The sequence below is a fragment of the Mixta calida genome (assembly GCF_002953215.1).
GTDB classification, from domain to species: domain Bacteria; phylum Pseudomonadota; class Gammaproteobacteria; order Enterobacterales; family Enterobacteriaceae; genus Mixta; species Mixta calida.
In genome coordinates this window covers 2204795-2221622 of the sequence record NZ_CP026378.1, presented here as the reverse complement: position 1 = coordinate 2221622, position 16828 = coordinate 2204795, and the positions used below count along the sequence as shown (strand labels likewise).

The 16828-nt window shown below is 57.3% G+C and carries 14 protein-coding genes; 8 read left to right on the top strand and 6 right to left on the bottom strand.

What is annotated here, in order from left to right; translation table 11 throughout:
* Positions 1-23: 23 nt before the first annotated feature.
* Together C2E16_RS10490 and C2E16_RS10485 are read left to right on the top strand one after the other, a co-directional pair.
* Complete coding sequence (locus C2E16_RS10490) at positions 24-413, top strand: hypothetical protein (protein ID WP_104951494.1); 390 nt, start codon at positions 24-26, stop codon at positions 411-413.
* Positions 406-843, top strand: coding sequence for a thiol-disulfide oxidoreductase DCC family protein (locus C2E16_RS10485; protein WP_038626123.1), 438 nt, complete (start codon positions 406-408; stop codon positions 841-843). The genes C2E16_RS10490 and C2E16_RS10485 overlap by 8 nt, the downstream gene beginning before the upstream one ends.
* A 62-nt stretch (positions 844-905) precedes the next feature.
* Here the strand turns inward: C2E16_RS10485 and ahpF are convergent, their stop codons facing one another.
* Together ahpF and ahpC are read right to left on the bottom strand one after the other, a co-directional pair.
* Positions 906-2474 (bottom strand): alkyl hydroperoxide reductase subunit F, encoded by a 1569-nt coding sequence (ahpF, locus tag C2E16_RS10480; protein WP_038626124.1) that lies wholly within the window; start codon positions 2472-2474, stop codon positions 906-908.
* Between the two features lie 68 nt (positions 2475-2542).
* Positions 2543-3106, bottom strand: coding sequence for an alkyl hydroperoxide reductase subunit C (ahpC, locus tag C2E16_RS10475; protein ID WP_038626126.1), 564 nt, complete (start codon positions 3104-3106; stop codon positions 2543-2545).
* 496 nt (positions 3107-3602) lie between these two features.
* Here ahpC and C2E16_RS10470 point away from each other — a divergent pair, with 496 nt between their 5' ends.
* Positions 3603-5261, top strand: coding sequence for a methyl-accepting chemotaxis protein (locus C2E16_RS10470; RefSeq protein ID WP_104951633.1), 1659 nt, complete (start codon positions 3603-3605; stop codon positions 5259-5261).
* 233 nt (positions 5262-5494) lie between these two features.
* Positions 5495-5956, top strand: a complete 462-nt coding sequence (locus C2E16_RS10465) for a hypothetical protein (RefSeq protein WP_038626128.1) — start codon at positions 5495-5497, stop codon at positions 5954-5956.
* A 78-nt stretch (positions 5957-6034) separates the two neighbouring features.
* Here C2E16_RS10465 and C2E16_RS10460 read toward each other — a convergent pair whose 3' ends face one another.
* The 4 genes from C2E16_RS10460 to C2E16_RS10445 all read right to left on the bottom strand — a co-directional run bounded on the left by C2E16_RS10460 (position 6035) and on the right by C2E16_RS10445 (position 9805).
* Positions 6035-7363 carry an MFS transporter gene (locus tag C2E16_RS10460; RefSeq protein ID WP_038626130.1) on the bottom strand — a complete coding sequence of 443 codons (1329 nt, stop codon included), beginning with the start codon at positions 7361-7363 and terminating at the stop codon, positions 6035-6037.
* Between the two features lie 156 nt (positions 7364-7519).
* Entirely contained in the window at positions 7520-7756 is a 237-nt protein-coding gene (locus C2E16_RS10455; RefSeq protein WP_084970101.1) for a non-oxidative hydroxyarylic acid decarboxylases subunit D, read from the bottom strand.
* Between the two features lie 12 nt (positions 7757-7768).
* Positions 7769-9196, bottom strand: a complete 1428-nt coding sequence (locus C2E16_RS10450) for a non-oxidative hydroxyarylic acid decarboxylases subunit C (RefSeq protein WP_084970102.1) — start codon at positions 9194-9196, stop codon at positions 7769-7771.
* A 21-nt stretch (positions 9197-9217) separates the two neighbouring features.
* Entirely contained in the window at positions 9218-9805 is a 588-nt protein-coding gene (locus tag C2E16_RS10445; RefSeq protein WP_084970103.1) for a non-oxidative hydroxyarylic acid decarboxylases subunit B, read from the bottom strand.
* 246 nt (positions 9806-10051) lie between these two features.
* Here C2E16_RS10445 and C2E16_RS10440 point away from each other — a divergent pair, with 246 nt between their 5' ends.
* The 4 genes from C2E16_RS10440 (at position 10052) to C2E16_RS10430 (ending at position 16823) form a co-directional block, all read left to right on the top strand.
* Positions 10052-10486, top strand: a complete 435-nt coding sequence (locus C2E16_RS10440; RefSeq protein WP_084970104.1) for a MarR family winged helix-turn-helix transcriptional regulator — start codon at positions 10052-10054, stop codon at positions 10484-10486.
* Between the two features lie 380 nt (positions 10487-10866).
* Positions 10867-13218, top strand: a complete 2352-nt coding sequence (locus C2E16_RS10435) for a membrane-bound PQQ-dependent dehydrogenase, glucose/quinate/shikimate family (RefSeq protein ID WP_084970105.1) — start codon at positions 10867-10869, stop codon at positions 13216-13218.
* Between the two features lie 6 nt (positions 13219-13224).
* Positions 13225-13380: a hypothetical protein gene (locus C2E16_RS20825; RefSeq protein ID WP_167401665.1), complete on the top strand. Its 156-nt coding sequence runs from the start codon at positions 13225-13227 to the stop codon at positions 13378-13380.
* 281 nt (positions 13381-13661) lie between these two features.
* A complete protein-coding gene (locus tag C2E16_RS10430) occupies positions 13662-16823 on the top strand; it encodes an autotransporter outer membrane beta-barrel domain-containing protein (protein ID WP_306552662.1) in 3162 nt (1053 codons plus the stop codon).
* Positions 16824-16828 lie beyond the last annotated feature (5 nt).

Below are 16828 nucleotides of genomic sequence, written 5' to 3'. Positions count from 1 at the left end.
CTGAAAGCCAAACAGGAGGAGTTATGCCCGATAACCGTAACCAGGATTTAATGCCCTATAACCTTTTCTATTGCGACGGCACCATACTGGCGCAGAACATTGACGGCCATATCATCGAGCTGGGTCAGGCTGAGGTGCACGATGGGCTGATCGGGTATCAGATTGACGGCAGCGATCTGCATGGCGAAAACTTCTCGTCGCCGGAAGAGATGTTGCAGGCGCTGGGCGACCAGCTCGATTTCCTGTTTCTCGACGGCCAGTTCACCAGCCTGCCGGACCACAGCGATCGCTGGCGCGACCAAATCGGGCAGGCCCCGGTCCGACAGATTAGCCTGCACGAACTGGGCAGCGGCACCGAAGAGGAAGATCCGGTGCCGGTGAGCGATGAAGATACCGGCATCCGCAATGACTAACAGCGACACGCCGCCGCTGATCCGGCCGGAGGAGCAGGTCGTGCTGTATGACGGCACCTGCAAGCTCTGCAACGGCTGGGTCAACTTTCTGCTGCGCTATGACCGCTATCGCACCGTGAGGCTGGCGGCGGTGCAGAGCGAGCAGGGCAAGACGCTGCTGCGCTGGGCGGGACTGCCGGAGGATAAGATCAGCACCATCGTGCTGATTGCCCACGGTCAGGTTTACCTGCGCGCCGACGCCATTTTTCGCGTGATGGGCGGATTGCCCTGGCCGTGGCGCCTGCTGGCGGCGCTGCGCTTTCTGCCTTCGGCGCTCAGCAACCGCTGTTACGATCTTATCGCCCGCAACCGCTACCGGCTGTTTGGCCGCTATGACGGCGTGCGCGCCATCGCCGCCGACCATCCGCAGCGCTTTCTCGACCAGCGGTAGCGGCGCTAAACGCAGGCAAAAAAAAGCGGCGCCCAGGGGCGCCGCTTTTACGTGGTAATGTCTTAGCCTACCGGCTGCGTACGGATCAGATAGTCAAACGCGCTGAGCGAGGCTTTCGCGCCTTCGCCGCTGGCGATGATGATCTGCTTGTACGGCACCGTGGTGCAGTCGCCGGCGGCGAACACGCCTTTGACGTTGGTTTCGCACTTGGCGTCGATCAGGATTTCGCCCATCTGGTTGCGCTCAATCGCGCCGTCCAGCCAGGTGGTGTTCGGCAGCAGGCCAATCTGCACGAAAATGCCCGCCACGTCGATCTGATGCACCGTCTCGTTAACGCGATCTTTATATTCCAGGCTGGTAACTTTGCTGCCGTCGCCTTTCACTTCCAGCGTCTGCGCGTTGAGGATGATATCCACGTTTTCCAGACTGCGCGCTTTTTCCTGGAGCACCGCGTCCGCTTTCATGGTCGGCGCGAACTCCAGCAGGGTGACATGCTCAACGATGCCGGCCAGGTCGATCGCGGCTTCCACACCGGAGTTGCCGCCGCCGATCACCGCCACGCGTTTGCCTTTATAAAGCGGGCCGTCGCAGTGCGGGCAGTAGGTCACGCCGCGGGTGCGATACTGTTCTTCGCCCGGTACGTTCATGTTGCGCCAGCGCGCGCCGGTCGCCACGATGATGCTGCGAGATTTCAGCACCGCGCCGGAGGCGGTTTCGATAGCGTGCAGGCCGCCTTCTACTTTCGCCGGCACCAGTTTGCTGGCGCTCTGGCTGTCGATGACGTCGATAGCGTATTCGCTGACGTGCGCTTTCAGCGCGCCGGCCAGCTTCGCGCCTTCGGTTTTCGGCACGGAGATATAGTTTTCGATATCGACGGTATCCAGCACCTGACCGCCGAAGCGCTCGCCCAGCAGGGCGGTGCGGATGCCTTTACGCGCGGAGTAGATTGCTGCCGCCGCGCCCGCAGGGCCGCTGCCGACGATCAGCACGTCGTAGGCGTCGCGCTTGTTCAGCTCATCCGCGGCGCGTTTGTCGGCATTGACGTCAACTTTGCTGACGATTTCCGCCAGGCTCATGCGCCCCTGGCCGAACTCTTTGCCGTTCAGGAATACCGCCGGCACGCCCATGACGTTGCGGTCCTGGATTTCGCTCTGGAAGACGCCGCCGTCGATCGCCGTGTGGCTGATGCGCGGGTTCAGGATCGCCATCAGGTTCAGCGCCTGCACCACGTCCGGGCAGTTATGGCAGGAGAGCGAGTAGTAAGTTTCGAAATGCAGGTCGTCGTCCAGCTGGCGGATCTGCTCCAGTAGCGCCTGCGTCTCTTTAGACGGATGACCGCCGGTCTGCAACAGCGCCAGCACCAGCGAGGTAAATTCGTGACCCAGCGGCGAACCGGCGAAACGCGGGCCGGTCGTGTTGCCTGGGTTGGTGATCAGAAATGACGGTTTACGCACCGGCAGCGCGTTGTCTTCGCGGAACGACACCTTGTCAGAGAGTTCGGCGATTTCGCCCAGCAGTTCTCTGATTTCAGCGGATTTAGCGCCGTCGTCCAGGGTGGCGATTAACTCAACAGGCTTCGTTAATTTCTCAAGATAGGCCTTGAGTTGGTTTTTCATCGTGGTGTCGAGCATGAGGGTCTCCAGGCAAAAAATCGGGTGCCGCAGCACCCGATGAAAAGATCGAACAGCTTTCGGTTAACTTAGATTTTGCCAACCAGGTCGAGAGAAGGAGCCAGCGTCGCTTCGCCTTCTTTCCATTTCGCCGGGCAAACTTCACCCGGATGGCTTGCAACGTACTGAGCCGCTTTCACTTTGCGCAGCAGGTCAGATGCGTCGCGGCCAATGCCTTCAGCGGTGATTTCAACAGCCTGGATGATGCCTTCCGGGTCAACGATGAAGGTACCACGGTCAGCCAGACCCTGATCTTCGCGCATGATGTCGAAGTTACGGGTCAGTGCGCCAGTCGGGTCGCCGATCATTGCGTACTGGATTTTAGCGATGGTTTCAGAGCTGCTGTGCCACGCTTTGTGAGTAAAGTGGGTATCGGTAGAAACGGAGTAGATGTCCACGCCCATTTTCTGAAATTCTGCGTAATGGTCAGCAACGTCGCCCAGCTCGGTCGGGCAAACGAAAGTAAAGTCAGCCGGGTAGAAGAAGAAAACACTCCATTTCCCTTCGACATCTTTCTCAGTCACTTCAATGAACTCACCGTTTTTGAACGCGCTGTTTTTGAACGGTTTGATTTTGGTGTTAATGATAGACATCAGTTACTCCTCCATATTAGGTTAGCGTGAAAGTTACCGAAATTTGTGATTAAGATCTAATGCGTATCCATTATTGAATCAATAAGTAAAACCTAACAAGTCAACAAGGTCTTGTTACGGCATAGATCGTTTTCGGCCTTACGCAAAGATTCATTGTCAATCTTTGTCGCTGCGAGAGGCGGTTGCGTCTCGCGGCGGCGGCAGGGCGCGCAGCCCGTTTGACCGGCATCATCATACGTCTATCCCTGTCTGACAATCCAGCCTGATGACGGGTTAACTCTGCGCCTTATCCTGCATGCCGCGCTCAGCGCGACGACAAAGAGAACGCTTAGCGTTTTTTAACTGATTTTGCGCGTTAACGGTAGGATTATTCAGGTAAAGAAGTGCAATCCATTGATTATCGTTAATTTGCCTGGATATTTAATAAGCAGATAAACTAATGTTACCGGTAAAGCTGCCGATAAATGTGATGCTTATCACTTTTTTTGAGGGAGCTATGTCCTTTTTTAGCCGCATTAAAACGTCCACCTTTCTGATTGGCTGCATCGCACTATTTGGCTTGTTACAGCTCGCCTCAGGTGGATTGTTTCTTCATTCACTCAGCAATGACAAAGATAATTTTTCCACCGCCTCGGCGGCCAATGACAAAGTCACCGCGCTGACCAACGCCTGGTATGCGCTGAACGACGTGCGGGCCGACGCTAACCGCATCGTGATCTGGCTCCAGCAGGAAGGCCCGAACAGCGCGAAGCTGCCGGGCATGATCGCCCATGGCCGCCAGCAGCTGCAGGAGGCGGAGCGCTGGTATCAGATTTATCAATCCGGCGCGCCGCTTCATGGGCTTGACCCGGCGCTGACCCTGCGGCTGGACGCCAGCTATAAGGCGTTCTCCACGCTGTTGCAGCAGCTGATGAACACCGCCGACACCCACAGTCTGGAAGGGATGTTCGCCATTAACGCTGCGCCGAAGCAGAAGGAGATGATGGCGGATTACGATCGCTGGCGCGAAGCGGTAAACACGCTCACCCGTCAGGCGTCGGCGCAGAGCCAGCACGCATTCAGCCAGATGAAAATGCTGATGGCGGCGGTTATGGTGCTGGTGTTGCTCTGCGTTGCGCTCTGCTGGCGCGTGCTACAACAGGTGCTGCTGCGTCCGCTGGCGGCGGCGCTGAACCATATCGACGCCATCGAACATGGCGACCTGACGCATCCGGTGAAAGAAAATCCGCAGGCGCGTAACGAAATGGGGCGGCTGCATAACGGCCTGGCGCGCATGCAGCTGGCGCTAGTGAATACCGTCCGTAACGTGCGCAGCGGTTCCGACACTATTCTGACCGGCGTCAGCGAAATCGCCGCCGGCAACGCCGATCTCTCTGCGCGCACCGAAGAACAGGCCGCGTCGCTGGAGCAGACGGCGGCCAGCATGGAGCAGCTCACCGCCACGGTAAAACAGAACGCCGATAACGCGCTGCAGGCGTCGAAGCTGGCGGTCAGCGCCGCCGATACCGCTGAGCAGGGCGGCGACATTGTGGATGGCGTGATCAAAACCATTTTTGGCATGGAAGAGAGCGCGAAGAAAATCGCCGAGATCACCAGCGTCATCGAAAGCATCGCCTTTCAGACCAATATTCTGGCGCTGAATGCGGCGGTGGAAGCGGCTCGCGCCGGTGAAAACGGACGCGGCTTTGCGGTAGTGGCGGGTGAAGTGCGCAACCTGGCGCAGCGCAGCGCCGTCGCGGCGAAAGATATCAAAGGATTGATTGAGGAGTCCTCCTCACGCGTTGAACAGGGCACCAAACTGGCGGCGGCGGCGGAAGCGTCGATGGAAGCCATTGTCGTTGGCGTAAAACAGGTACGTGACATCATGGATGAGATCTCTTCCGCTTCCGACGAGCAGAGCCGGGGTATTGGGCAGGTTGGCGTGGCGGTGACCGAGCTGGATCGGGTGACGCAGCAGAACGCCTCGCTGGTGGAAGAGTCCTCTTCTGCCGCCAGCCTGTTGCAGGAACAGGCGCAGCATCTCAACCAGACGGTCGCCACCTTCCGCATCGATGCGGGCGCCGTATCCGCGCGGCCAGCCAGCGTGAAGCCGACAGCGCCGCGCAACAAACCGGTACAGGCGACGGCGCAGATGGATAGCTGGGAAGCGTTTTAACCCCAGGAAATTATATAATAAAATGACCGGCCATTTCTCTGGCCGGTCATTTATAAATGAATCTACTAATAAATAATTAAACTCTGTTAAAATCTACAAGTCTTGTCTGGAAATATATTTGCTTTCACGCTTTTGTTTTTGATTTTGTCGCTTATTTTAGAACGATGAACATTGACGGGAAATAAATATGGATTATTATTTCCGCTGCCTGAAAATAAAGAAGGAACTGTTCAGTGAAAAAATTAACGACCGCCCTTATTTTAGCTTCCCTTACCTTTCTCCCTTTACAATCCGGTATCGCCTCGCCGGATAGCCGCCCCGCGCATGGCAAGCAACAACGGCCTGAAATTGCAGAGCAGGTCAAAGCCTGGCAGGGCGAAGAGGGCACGGAAGTCTGGATATTGCGCTACGGTCCGCGCGAAGAAAATAAAGCGCTGGTGCAGTTGGTAAATATCGATCACCCCTGGAATCGTAAGATTCAAATAATGGATGTGGTAAGGGAGAACAAAAAAAAGAAATATACCGTAACGCTTAACGGTAACAGGTTTGTCGTATTAAGCATGGATGGAACGAACATTGGCGAACTCTATTTGCCGAATGAGCCGCATCCTTATCGTATTAGCTACAGCGATCTGCTTTCAAAATATGGCAACGCCCAGCATTTTTTGACCGACTATCTGAGCCAGCAAAAATAATCTTTTTTTATCGCGCCCTGTTAAGAAGGCGCTTCCGCGCATGCGTCGGAAGGCGCCTTTTTATTTTACCAACGCGCGTCAGGCGGCCGTCAGCTGCGTGGCGACGCGCGAGGCGGCCAGCTTTTTCTCCGGTTGCAACAGCGTCATCGCCAGCATACTGGCGAAGGCGATCAGCGCCGTGGCGGTAAACATGGCGTTATAGCCGTAATGCTGCGCCAGCCAGCCGCTCAGCATCGGCGAGATAATCGACGCCAGGTTAGCGATCGCCAGCGTAATGCCGCTGTAGGCGCCGACGCTGGCGCGCGGCGTCACATCAATCACCACCGACCAGTAGACGTTATTGACCAGCGCGTTCAGCGCATTGCCCAGCGTCATCAGCGCGATAATAGCGCTTGCCGAGGGCATCCACGGGATCGCCAGAAAACAACTGCCGGCCAGCAGTAGCGTCACCGCGGCAAACAGGTTGCGCGCCAGGCGCAGACTGGCGAAGCGCCGTAGCAGCAGATCGGCGATACGGCCGCCCAGCAACACGGTAATGCAGGCGCCGCTCCAGGGGATCATCGCCACGTAGCCGAGCGCATGCAGATCGAAATGAAAGTTATCCATCAGATACTTCGGCGCCCAGGTGACCAGGGTAAAGGTGATATAGAGAAAAGAGAAGTAGCCCAGCGCATTGCACACCAGCGTACGGCTGGTGAAAAAGCGCCACCAGGGCAGCGGCGTGTCCTGGATTGGCTGTGCCTGCTGACCGTCGCGGATCAGCGCGCGCTCCGCCGCATTGACGCGCGGCTGATCCGCCGGCGTATCGCTGAAAGCGCGAGCGAACAGCACCATAGCCAGCAGCGACAACGCGCCAAGTAGAATAAACATCATCCGCCAGTCATTGGTCAGCAGCAGCAGCGTCACCGCCACCGGCGCGGTCAGTAGCGAGCCGACCTGGGTGCTGAGCAGGCCGATACCCAGCGCCATGCCGCGTTCGTTGTCCGGCGCCCAGTGGGCGATCGCCTTATTCATCAGGGCGTAGGCCGGGCCTTCGGCAAAGCCGAACATCACGCGCAGCGCGGCGAAGCCCATAATCGCCGAGCCGCCGAACAATGCCAGCCCCAGGTCGCCTGCCCAGGCGGTGAGGATCTCCAGCACAGACCAGAGCACGCCCGCCATCAGCCAGACCTTTCTGGTGCCGAAGCGATCGGCGAGAAAGCCGCCGCACAGCGATCCGAACAGATAGCCGAAGCCGAAATAACCCAGTACCGCGCCGAGCTGCACCTGGGTAAAGCGGTATTCTTGCGCGATGGCGCTGGCGGCGAAGGAGAGTGCGCCGCGATCGATATAGTTGATCAGCGCGATAAAAAAGAGCAGGGCGAAGATTTTAAAACGGTAGCGGCTGGCCGCAGCGGTTGTGCGCATAGCTTTTCTCCTGAAGAACATCGTCAGTTGCATTAAGCAAAGCGGATGCCAGCTATCGAAAAGCGGCGCGGAGGCGGGGTTAACGGACGTAAAGCGGCGCAGACTGCACCGGAGTTGGGCAGGCGCCCTGGCGAGAGGGCGCCCTGATGGCGCAGCCTAGCGCGCGTCGTCCGCTAAAAGCGGCGGAATGGCGGGCACTTCCGGCGCATTATCGATATCCTGCTGCGTCATGCGAAACGCCTGCGGATAGTGTTCGCGGCCGATGCGACGCAGCGGCTCGGTAGAGCGCCAGGTATAGAGACAGCGCTGGCACTGATGCACCGTCCAGACGCCCTCTACCGGCGAGGTCGCCATCAGTTCGATATGTTGGTCGCCACAGCGGGGACAGATCATGGGATTCTCCTTTTAGTTACGGTTGGCGAGCAGCGCATTGAGTTTTTCTACCCAGGCGCCGGTTTCCGGCAGATCTTTCACCGGCTGGCTGTAGTGGCCGCGATTATCCGGTGCGACAGGAGTGGTGGCGTCGATAATCAGCTTGTCGGTGATGCCCGCTGGCGACGAACCGGGGTCCAGCTCCAGCACTGACATATTCGGCAACTGCACCAGATCGCCCGCCGGGTTCACCTTCGACGACAGCGCCCACATCACCTGCGGCAGGTTGAACGGGTCGACATCCTCATCCACCATAATCACCATTTTCACGTAACCGAGACCGTGCGGCGTGGTCATGGCGCGCAGACCAACCGCGCGGGCGAAGCCGCCGTAGCGTTTTTTGGTGGAGATGATCGCCAGCAGGCCGTGAGTGTACATGGCGTTGACCGCCTGTACCTCCGGGAACTCCGCCTTCAGCTGCTGATAAAGCGGCACGCAGGTCGCCGGACCGATCAGGTAGTCGATTTCGGTCCAGGGCATGCCCAGATAGAGCGATTCAAAGATCGGCTTGCTGCGCCAGCTGACGCGATCGATGCGTACCACCGTCATATTGCGTCCGCCGGAGTAGTGGCCGGTAAATTCGCCGAAGGGGCCTTCGATTTCGCGCTTGCGGCCTTCGATTACCCCTTCGAGGATCACTTCCGAGCCCCACGGCACGTCAAAGCCGGTCAGCGGCGCGGTAGCGATGGGATAGGGGGCTTCACGCAGCGCGCCCGCCATCTCATATTCCGACTGGTCATATTTCAGCGGCGTGGCGCCCATCAGGGTGATAATCGGGTCATTGCCGAGCGTAATGGCCACCGGCAGATCCTCGCCGCGCTCCTCTGCCTTATGCAGGTGCAGGGCGATATCGTGCATCGGCACCGGTTGCAGGCCGAGCTTGCGTTTGCCTTTTACCTCCATGCGGTAGATGCCGACGTTCTGCTTGCCAAAATTATCCGGGTCCAGCGGGTCGCGCGACACCACGCAGGCCTTATCGAGATAGAAGCCGCCATCGCCGTCGTTCAGGCGGAACAGCGGCAGAATATCGAACAGGTTGATTTCATCGCCCTGCGCGCTGTTCTCCTGCCAGGGCGCGCTGTCGCGCCGCACCGGGGCGACCGGGAAATTGTCCCAGCGGCGAATGAACTCATCTATCTGCGCGCGCGTCGTCGTACTGGCGGGCAGGCCGAGCGCGATGGCGTGGTTCTGCCACGATCCCAGCGTATTCAACGCCACGCGCGCATCGGTAAAGCCGGCGATATTGTCGAACCAGAGCGCGGGCGCGCCTTCGCCGATGCGTCCGGTGGCGTTGGCCGCCGCCGCCAAATCGGGCTCGGCCTGCACCTGCTCGCTGATTTTCAGCAGCTGTCCCTGTTCATCCAGCGCCTGTAAAAAGGAGCGCAAATCATCGTATGCCATAAGGTTCTCCTGAAAGGTAGGTTACTCGTTGTCCTGTTGCCGGGCGTGCGTCAGCCCCTGCCAGCGCCGGGCCTGCGGATAAGAGAGGCCGAACTGATCCAGCACGCGCGCCACGATATGATGGGTAATGTCTGCAACGGTAGCGGGGTGGTTGTACCAGGCGGGCATCGGCGGCACCATGGCGACGCCGAGACGCGACAGCGCCAGCATATTTTCCATATGAATAGTGCTGAGCGGCGTTTCGTGCGGCACCAGCACCAGCTTGCGCTGCTCTTTCAGCACCACGTCAGCGGCGCGGCCCACCAGCCCGTCGGCGTAGCCAGCGCGGATGCCTGCCAGTGTTTTCATACTGCAGGGGATAATCACCATGCCGTCGGTTTTGAGCGAACCGGATGAGAGGGTGGCCGCCTGATCGCCAGGGCTATGGCAGACGTCAGCCATCGCGGCGACATCGTGCGCGCTCCACGGCGTTTCCAGCTCAATGGTAGTTTTCGCCCATTTCGACATCACCAGATGCGTTTCCACCTCCGGCATCGCCTGTAGCGCTTGCAGCAGCGCCACGCCTAACGGCGCGCCGGTTGCGCCGGTCATCCCGACAATCAGTCTCATCATTCCCCCTTTAGTTTGTTCGTGTGCGAACGAATACATTTACCTTAGGACGTCGTTATGTCGTTCGCAAGGAGGAAAACGTAAAAAAGTTCGTGCAAGAACAAAGTGCCTGCCGCGCGCGATGTAGAAAGCGGAGCGTCAGGCGTAAAGCAGGGCGGCAAATAATTGTGAAATCAAACTATTATTCAATCCAATTGCTATCCGGCTTATACTTTGACTCTGTTGATCAATAAGGGATATTCGCCTATGCACCCGGTGCTGGACCGAGAAGCGTTTCATCTGATGCGGCAGCTGTTTCAGGAGCATACCGCCTGCTGGCAGCAGCTATTGCCCGATTTGACCAAGCCGCAATATTCGGTGCTGCGCGCGGTGGCGGATAAGCCGGGCATTGAGCAGGTTGAGCTGATGGACGCCGCCGTCAGCACCAAGGCGACGCTGGCGGAGATGCTTTCGCGGCTGGAGAAGCGCGGTGTTATCCGACGCGAACATGCGCCGGAAGATAAGCGTCGTCGTTTCGTCTACCTGACGGCGGAAGGTGAAGTGCAACTGAAACAGGCGATGCCGCTGGCAAATGAGGTGGACAGGGCGTTTCTTAGTCGTCTGACAGCGGATGAACAGGAAACATTTGTTCAGCTGCTTGGCAAAATGGCACGGGCGAGTACGGAAAAACGCCAAGTGTAAACGTTACCAAAACCGCCATCAATTATTTTTCCTCAACATTTGCGCGCTAAAAGACGAGTATTCCACCGCTTTTCAGCGCGCGATTCCCACAGAAAATAAATAAAATTCTTTATTGCAGGCGCTGCTTTAGCAAAACGTGGGAATTTTCACCCCCTTATAAAACAAAAATGACTATTTTCATTGCTGACGTTTTTTTTACGAGCTCAGAACCGCGTAAAAATTTCAACGTAGCGTGAAACAACCGTTTAAAACATCATTAATTCTTAACAGATAAGATTTTGTTTAATTTTAATAAAGAGGACGCAAAGTTAAAATCGTGTTGATTTGATGTAATGTTTTTTAATTAATTCTCTATTTTTGTAAATTATTACGAGGGGAACATGGTTAATAAGATTACCGGCATTGTTATCGCCCTGATCGGTGCGGCAATGCTTTATATGGGCGGCAAGCTGCTGTTGCTTGGGGGGAGCCCGTTCTACGCGATCATGGCGGCAGGTCTGTTGGTGATTGCCGTCACGCTGATGATGAACAAGAAAATTGCCTTAACGGCGTGCGCCGTGCTGCTGTGGGTCACGCTGTTCTGGATGATCTATGAAGTGGGCTTTGATAAATGGCAGTGGATTCCGCGCGGCGACATTCTCGGCCTGATTGGCGTCTGGCTGGCGATGCCGTGGGTGGTGCGCCCGCTGACCGGCCGCAAATTCCATCCGTTTCTGGGCTCCACGCTGATTATTATCGTGGCGCTGGTGATCGGCATGATGTTCTACGATCCGTTGCCGCAGGAAGGAACCATCACCAACGCCCGTCAGCCTGCCGACGCCGCCGTCGCGCACAATGACTGGGCGGCCTACGGCGGTACCAGCAACGGTCTGCGTTTCTCGGCGCTAAACCAGATCAACAAGCAGAACGTCAAGGATCTGGAGGTCGCCTGGACCTACCACACCGGAGACCTGCGTCAGAGCGACGACGCCAGCGAATATACCTTTGAAGCCACGCCGCTGAAGGTCAACAACACACTCTACTTCTGTACGCCGCATAACGAAATTCATGCGCTGGTGCCGGAAACCGGCGCGCTGAAGTGGAAATATGTCCCGGAGAAAGATCGCTCCTATTTGCAGCAGCATCAGACCTGCCGCGGCGTCAGCTACTATGCGCCGAGCGAAGCGCAGCAGGCGCAGGCGACGGCGGCCCCGGCTCTCTGCCGCAAGCGCATCTTCAACGCCACCACTGACGCCAAACTGGTGGCGCTCGACGCCGATACCGGCAAACGCTGCGCCGATTTCGGCAACGACGGCATTGTCGATCTGCGCGCCAACATGGGCGAAATTCGTCCCCATGCACTGATGCAGACCGCCGCGCCGCTGGTGGCGGGCAACCTGGTGATCGTCGGCGGTTCTGTCATGGATAACGGCTTCGACAAGGGCAACCCGTCAGGTGTGATCCGCGCCTATGACGTGCTGAGCGGCCGTCTGGTCTGGAACTTCGATCCGGCCAACCCGACGCAGACCCAGCCGATCGCCGCAGGCCAGAACTATCCCTATGACACGCCGGTCGCCTGGGGCACCCTGAGCGCCGATGTGAAAAACGGTCTGGTCTATGTGCCGTTTGGCAACGCCTCGCCGGATGAGCTGGGCATCGAGCGCGACGCCAACAGCAATACCGAGAAGTTCCGTGATGCGCTGGTGGCGCTCGATCTGCAAACCGGCGCCTTTAAATGGCGTTTCCAGAGCTCCAACCACGACCTGTGGGATCGCGATAACCCGTCGCAGCCTTCGCTGCTGGATATCGACTATCAGGGCAACCGCCAGCCGGTTGTCGTGCTGCCGACCAAAACCGGCAACCTGTTTGTGCTGAATCGCCTGACCGGTCAGCCGGTTTACCCGATTAAACAGGTGCCGGTCTCCACCGACGGCGTCGCGGGCGAGAAATTTGCCGCTACTCAGCCAGTTTCCAGCCTGAACTTCCTGCCAGAGCCGCTGACCGAGAAATCGATGTGGGGCATTACGCCGTTCGATCAGATGGCGTGCCGCATGGATTTCAAATCGCTGCGCTACGACGGCAACCCCTGGACGCCATCGACCGAGCAGGGTTCGATTGTCTTCCCTGGCAATATCGGCGTGTTTAACTGGGGTTCAGTGGCTATAGACCCGGAGCGTCAGATCCTGATCGCTTCGCCGGTGCGCCTGGCCTATAAATACACCCTGATCAAGCGTACGCCGGAAACCGCCACCAAACGTATGTTCACGCAGGATGGCCAGCCTTACTGGAACGAAAACTTCCACGGCGACTATGCGATTCATATTCAGCAGCTGGCCTCCAGCCTGGGTATTCCGTGCATTGCGCCGCCGTGGGGACGCATGGTGGGCGTGGATCTGAAAAGCGGCAAAACCGAATGGCTGCGTCGCGTCGGCACCACGAAAAACCTGAACACCAGCTTCCTGCCGGGCCGCTTCCCGATCGGCTTCCCGATGGGCATGGTGGCGCACGGCGGTCCGCTGACCACCGCGGGCGACCTGGTATTCCACGGCGCGACGGCGGATAACTTCTTCCGCGCCTATGACATCAGCACCGGCAAACTGCTGTGGCAGACCGAGCTGGATGCGGGCGCGCAGGCGACGCCGTCTACCTGGCTGGGCAACGACGGTAAACAGTACGTGGTGATCGCCGCTGGCGGCCACGGCTCGCTGGGCACCAAACAGGGCGACAGCGTGGTTGCGTTCCGCCTGAAGTAAATACTGATGGTTATTATTAAGGCGCCTGCGGGCGCTTTTTTTGTGGGCGATATATTTGTTTATTATGCGTTGAGAAATGACGCTGGCCATACCCACTTTTTTCAGGTTAGCCTGGGCGCTGACGTTATTAATGTTGTTTTATTGATAAAGCATTTAGGTTGAATGTTATTTATTAGCACATGCGGGAGCGCCAAAAAGCAAACAAGCGCGCCCGTCCTTTAACATAAATTAAAAGTAATATTTATATAACGGATAACGGGCGGAGCCTTTCACTCTCTTCGCCCACAGGGATGATACTTATGCAAAAAACAGCCATTGCCACTATGCTGGCCGCCTTATATTTAACCCAGCCACTTTACGCCATGGAAAATAACATCGTTTATGGCGCACAAAATAATCCGGTTTTTCAGGTACGTTTTTTCGAACCAGGGGATGGTCCCTTTATGTCGGGGGAAACTGAACAATCACAGCCATTGACCTCAACCTGGAGCCTGGATCAACAGCAAAAAGATAAAATCTTACAGGCATTACGCTACTGGGCGCAGGTGATTACACCCCAGCCGGGGGCGCTTCCCGCGATTATTAACGTCGGCACTTTTGACGAGGAAAATGCCGTAGGCAACAGTGAACCCGTAGCTAAAGACGGCTCACTGATTAACATGCTGGCGATGGCGCTGCAAGGCGAGAAACCGGGTGAATTAACCTTTGGCTCGCATGGGCAGTTTGCGCTTGGAAAGCTGGATTTCGATAACGAAAACTATTTGCCCGCACAGATACCGCGCACCGGCAACGCTGACCTGAACAGTGTTGCGCTGCATGAACTGGCGCATGGACTGGGCATTGGCGGGCTGATCTCCGATCAAAATGGCGAAGGCACACCGGGATTCGACGCTGATTTTCCACTGACGCAGTGGGATGCTCATCTGCGCGACGATAACGGTAATCCCGCGCATCCCGGCCAGATTGTTCTGTGCGATGATTGCGATAACTCCCCGGATGCGCAGGGTTTTGACGTGCGCAAGGATAAAGGCTACTTCGCCGGCGAGCATGTTAAGGAGGTGCTGGCGGGCGCGCTGCCCGGTGTTCCGGTAAGAATGCTGAGTGATGATGGCACCCTTGACGATAACTACATGAGTCATAGCGAACTGAAAAACAGCCTGATGAGCCACCAGGACTACCGCAATTACACCACCTTCATGGAAGCGGAGTTGGCAATCCTCCAGGACCTGGGCTATCACATTGATCGGCGTAATTTTTTCGGCTTTTCCGTCTACGGTGACGGACAAACGCTGGTTAACCGTCACGGTTATTTCCAGCGCAATGCGCAGGGCGACGCCTACTTGCCTGGCCAATATAATACGGCGCTGTTGGGGATGGGACTGCATGTTTATGGCAGTAATAACCGCATCTCCCAGCAGGCGGATCTGTTAACCAAAGGCGATGGCGGCGCCGGTATTCGCGTCGACGGACAAAATAACACCCTGATTATTGAGCCGGGCACACGTATTTATGCTGACGGGCTGAATGGTCGCGGCATTATATTTGCCTATGGAAAAGATCATAACCTTATTCAGCGCGGCGATATACAGGCTAACGGAGATTATGGTATCGCGCTTAATTTCGATTTCGGCAATAATCTGCTGGGCGACGAAAAAGAATATCGCGGTTCCTGGATTCATTATGTCGAAGGTTATTATGATGATGTATTACCTGAGCTAAGCGGCGCACTGGTTAATAACGTTGATATTAGCGGGCGCGTAATAGGAAAAGGCGCAGCAATTTATATTTCGCAGAATGCGTTGGTGAACCAGATTAATTTGTTACGCGGTGCAACGCTGGCGGGAAATATTTATTCCGATTACGCAGAGCAAGCTGAAGATGGCCAACAGCGGCTTACGCAGCTGACTTTCGGCCGGCTGGCTGATGATCAGGGGCGCGCGACAGAACAGGCCGATCCCGCTTTTCGCCTGGGCTACCGGGGGAATATCACCGGCATCAACAACCTTGCGCTACAGCTTGAGGGCGGCGTGACCTCCCTGAACGGCAGTCACGAAATCTACAGTCTGGCTATTGCGCCGGGCGCCACGCTCGCAGGCAACGGTGATTACACCCTCAACGCTCAGGGGAGCTTCGTTAATAATGGATTGCTGACGCCGGGCAATTCGTTGGGAACGGTAACCATTAACGGCGATTATCAGCAGGGCGAGAGTGGAGAATTACAGCTGGAGTTTAACGCGCGCGGCGGGCATGACACGCTTACGGTTAACGGCGACGCCGAACTGGCCGGAAAGCTGTCATTTGTCCCTCAGCGCGACTGGTATGCATCCGACTGGCAGCTTGATTCGCAGACGCTGTTCAACGCCGCATCGTACAGCGGCGAATTTAGCGAGGTTGCCGGGCTGCTTGATTCACCGACGTTGACATTGACAGCCCAGCCGGTCGAAGCGGGACGCTGGCAGTTGACCATGCGCCGCGCCGCCGACGCCTACAGCCGTTATGGCAGTGACGGCAATGCACAGCAGGTGGGACGCGCGTTGGACCGCATCGTAACGGCGGTAGGCTCGGATATCCAGCCGCTTTACCGCGCGCTGGACTTCTCCTCGCCGGACGGTAAAGAGATCGATAGCACGCTGCATCAACTCTCTCCCGCCGCCTACAGCGCGTCCTTTGCTGGCTCGCTCTACCGCGAGCGGCAGATTGCGCAGCGGATTAACACGTCTTTTGCGGCACAGGCGCCACAGGACGACGGCTGGCACGGCTTCGCTCACCCATTCGGCGGCGGGTTTCAGCAGCAGCGCGCCGGATCGCGGCTGGGCTACCAGCTGAGCAGCTATGGCACGGTCGCCGGAGCCGAAAAACGCAGCGAACGCTATCGCGACTGGTTATGGGGCTTTCATGGCGCCGTTGGTCATCAGTCGGTGACGGTAAACGCGCCGGAAAATGGACGCGGAACAACCACCTCTTTTGATTTAGGGGTACAGGCGCGCTATAACGCCGGGGCGCAGAAGGGGAGTTATCTGTTCGGCAACGGGCGTATCGGCGTGGAAGAGAGCGACATGACCCGCCGCATCGGCACAGACGATTTTAACGTCAGTCACCGCGCCCGCTGGACGGGCTGGAGTGGCGCGCTGACTGCCGGCGGAGGCTATCGCTTCGCGTTAAACGATCGACTGATGTTCGGCCCGATCGCTTCGCTCAGTTACACCAGGTTTTATCGGCCGGACGTAACCGAATCGGGTAGCGACGCCAGCCGCCTGCGTCTGGATGCCAGCAGTTTTGACTCTCTGCGGTCCAGCCTTGGTGCAGGCGCAAGCTGGCAGCAACCTCTTGCCGCTGGCGGCGCCGTTAGCACAACGCTACAGCTCAGCTGGGATCGGGAACTGCTTTCAGGCACCGCAACGCAAAACGCTCATTTTGCTTCTTATAACAAAGCGGCGTTCAGCAGCAAAAACCAGCCCGCAATGCGCGATGCGCTTGGCATTAAAGCGGGCGTAAACTGGCAGGTGAATCCGAAACTGACGCTGGGCGCGGGCGTTGACAGCGAACTGCGCGGTGCCGGTTATCATGCGGTCAGCGGCAACCTCTCCGCCGCCTGGCGTTTCTGAGCAAT

Coding starts and splice junctions, on each gene's coding strand:
- C2E16_RS10490 (WP_104951494.1), top strand. CDS start 24: ATGCCCGATAACCGTAACCAGGATTTAATGCCCTATAACCTTTTCTAT.
- C2E16_RS10485 (WP_038626123.1), top strand. CDS start 406: ATGACTAACAGCGACACGCCGCCGCTGATCCGGCCGGAGGAGCAGGTC.
- ahpF (WP_038626124.1), bottom strand. CDS start 2,474: ATGCTCGACACCACGATGAAAAACCAACTCAAGGCCTATCTTGAGAAA.
- ahpC (WP_038626126.1), bottom strand. CDS start 3,106: ATGTCTATCATTAACACCAAAATCAAACCGTTCAAAAACAGCGCGTTC.
- C2E16_RS10470 (WP_104951633.1), top strand. CDS start 3,603: ATGTCCTTTTTTAGCCGCATTAAAACGTCCACCTTTCTGATTGGCTGC.
- C2E16_RS10460 (WP_038626130.1), bottom strand. CDS start 7,363: ATGCGCACAACCGCTGCGGCCAGCCGCTACCGTTTTAAAATCTTCGCC.
- C2E16_RS10455 (WP_084970101.1), bottom strand. CDS start 7,756: ATGATCTGTCCCCGCTGTGGCGACCAACATATCGAACTGATGGCGACC.
- C2E16_RS10450 (WP_084970102.1), bottom strand. CDS start 9,196: ATGGCATACGATGATTTGCGCTCCTTTTTACAGGCGCTGGATGAACAG.
- C2E16_RS10445 (WP_084970103.1), bottom strand. CDS start 9,805: ATGAGACTGATTGTCGGGATGACCGGCGCAACCGGCGCGCCGTTAGGC.
- C2E16_RS10440 (WP_084970104.1), top strand. CDS start 10,052: ATGCACCCGGTGCTGGACCGAGAAGCGTTTCATCTGATGCGGCAGCTG.
- C2E16_RS10435 (WP_084970105.1), top strand. CDS start 10,867: ATGGTTAATAAGATTACCGGCATTGTTATCGCCCTGATCGGTGCGGCA.
- C2E16_RS20825 (WP_167401665.1), top strand. CDS start 13,225: ATGGTTATTATTAAGGCGCCTGCGGGCGCTTTTTTTGTGGGCGATATA.
- C2E16_RS10430 (WP_306552662.1), top strand. CDS start 13,662: ATGTCGGGGGAAACTGAACAATCACAGCCATTGACCTCAACCTGGAGC.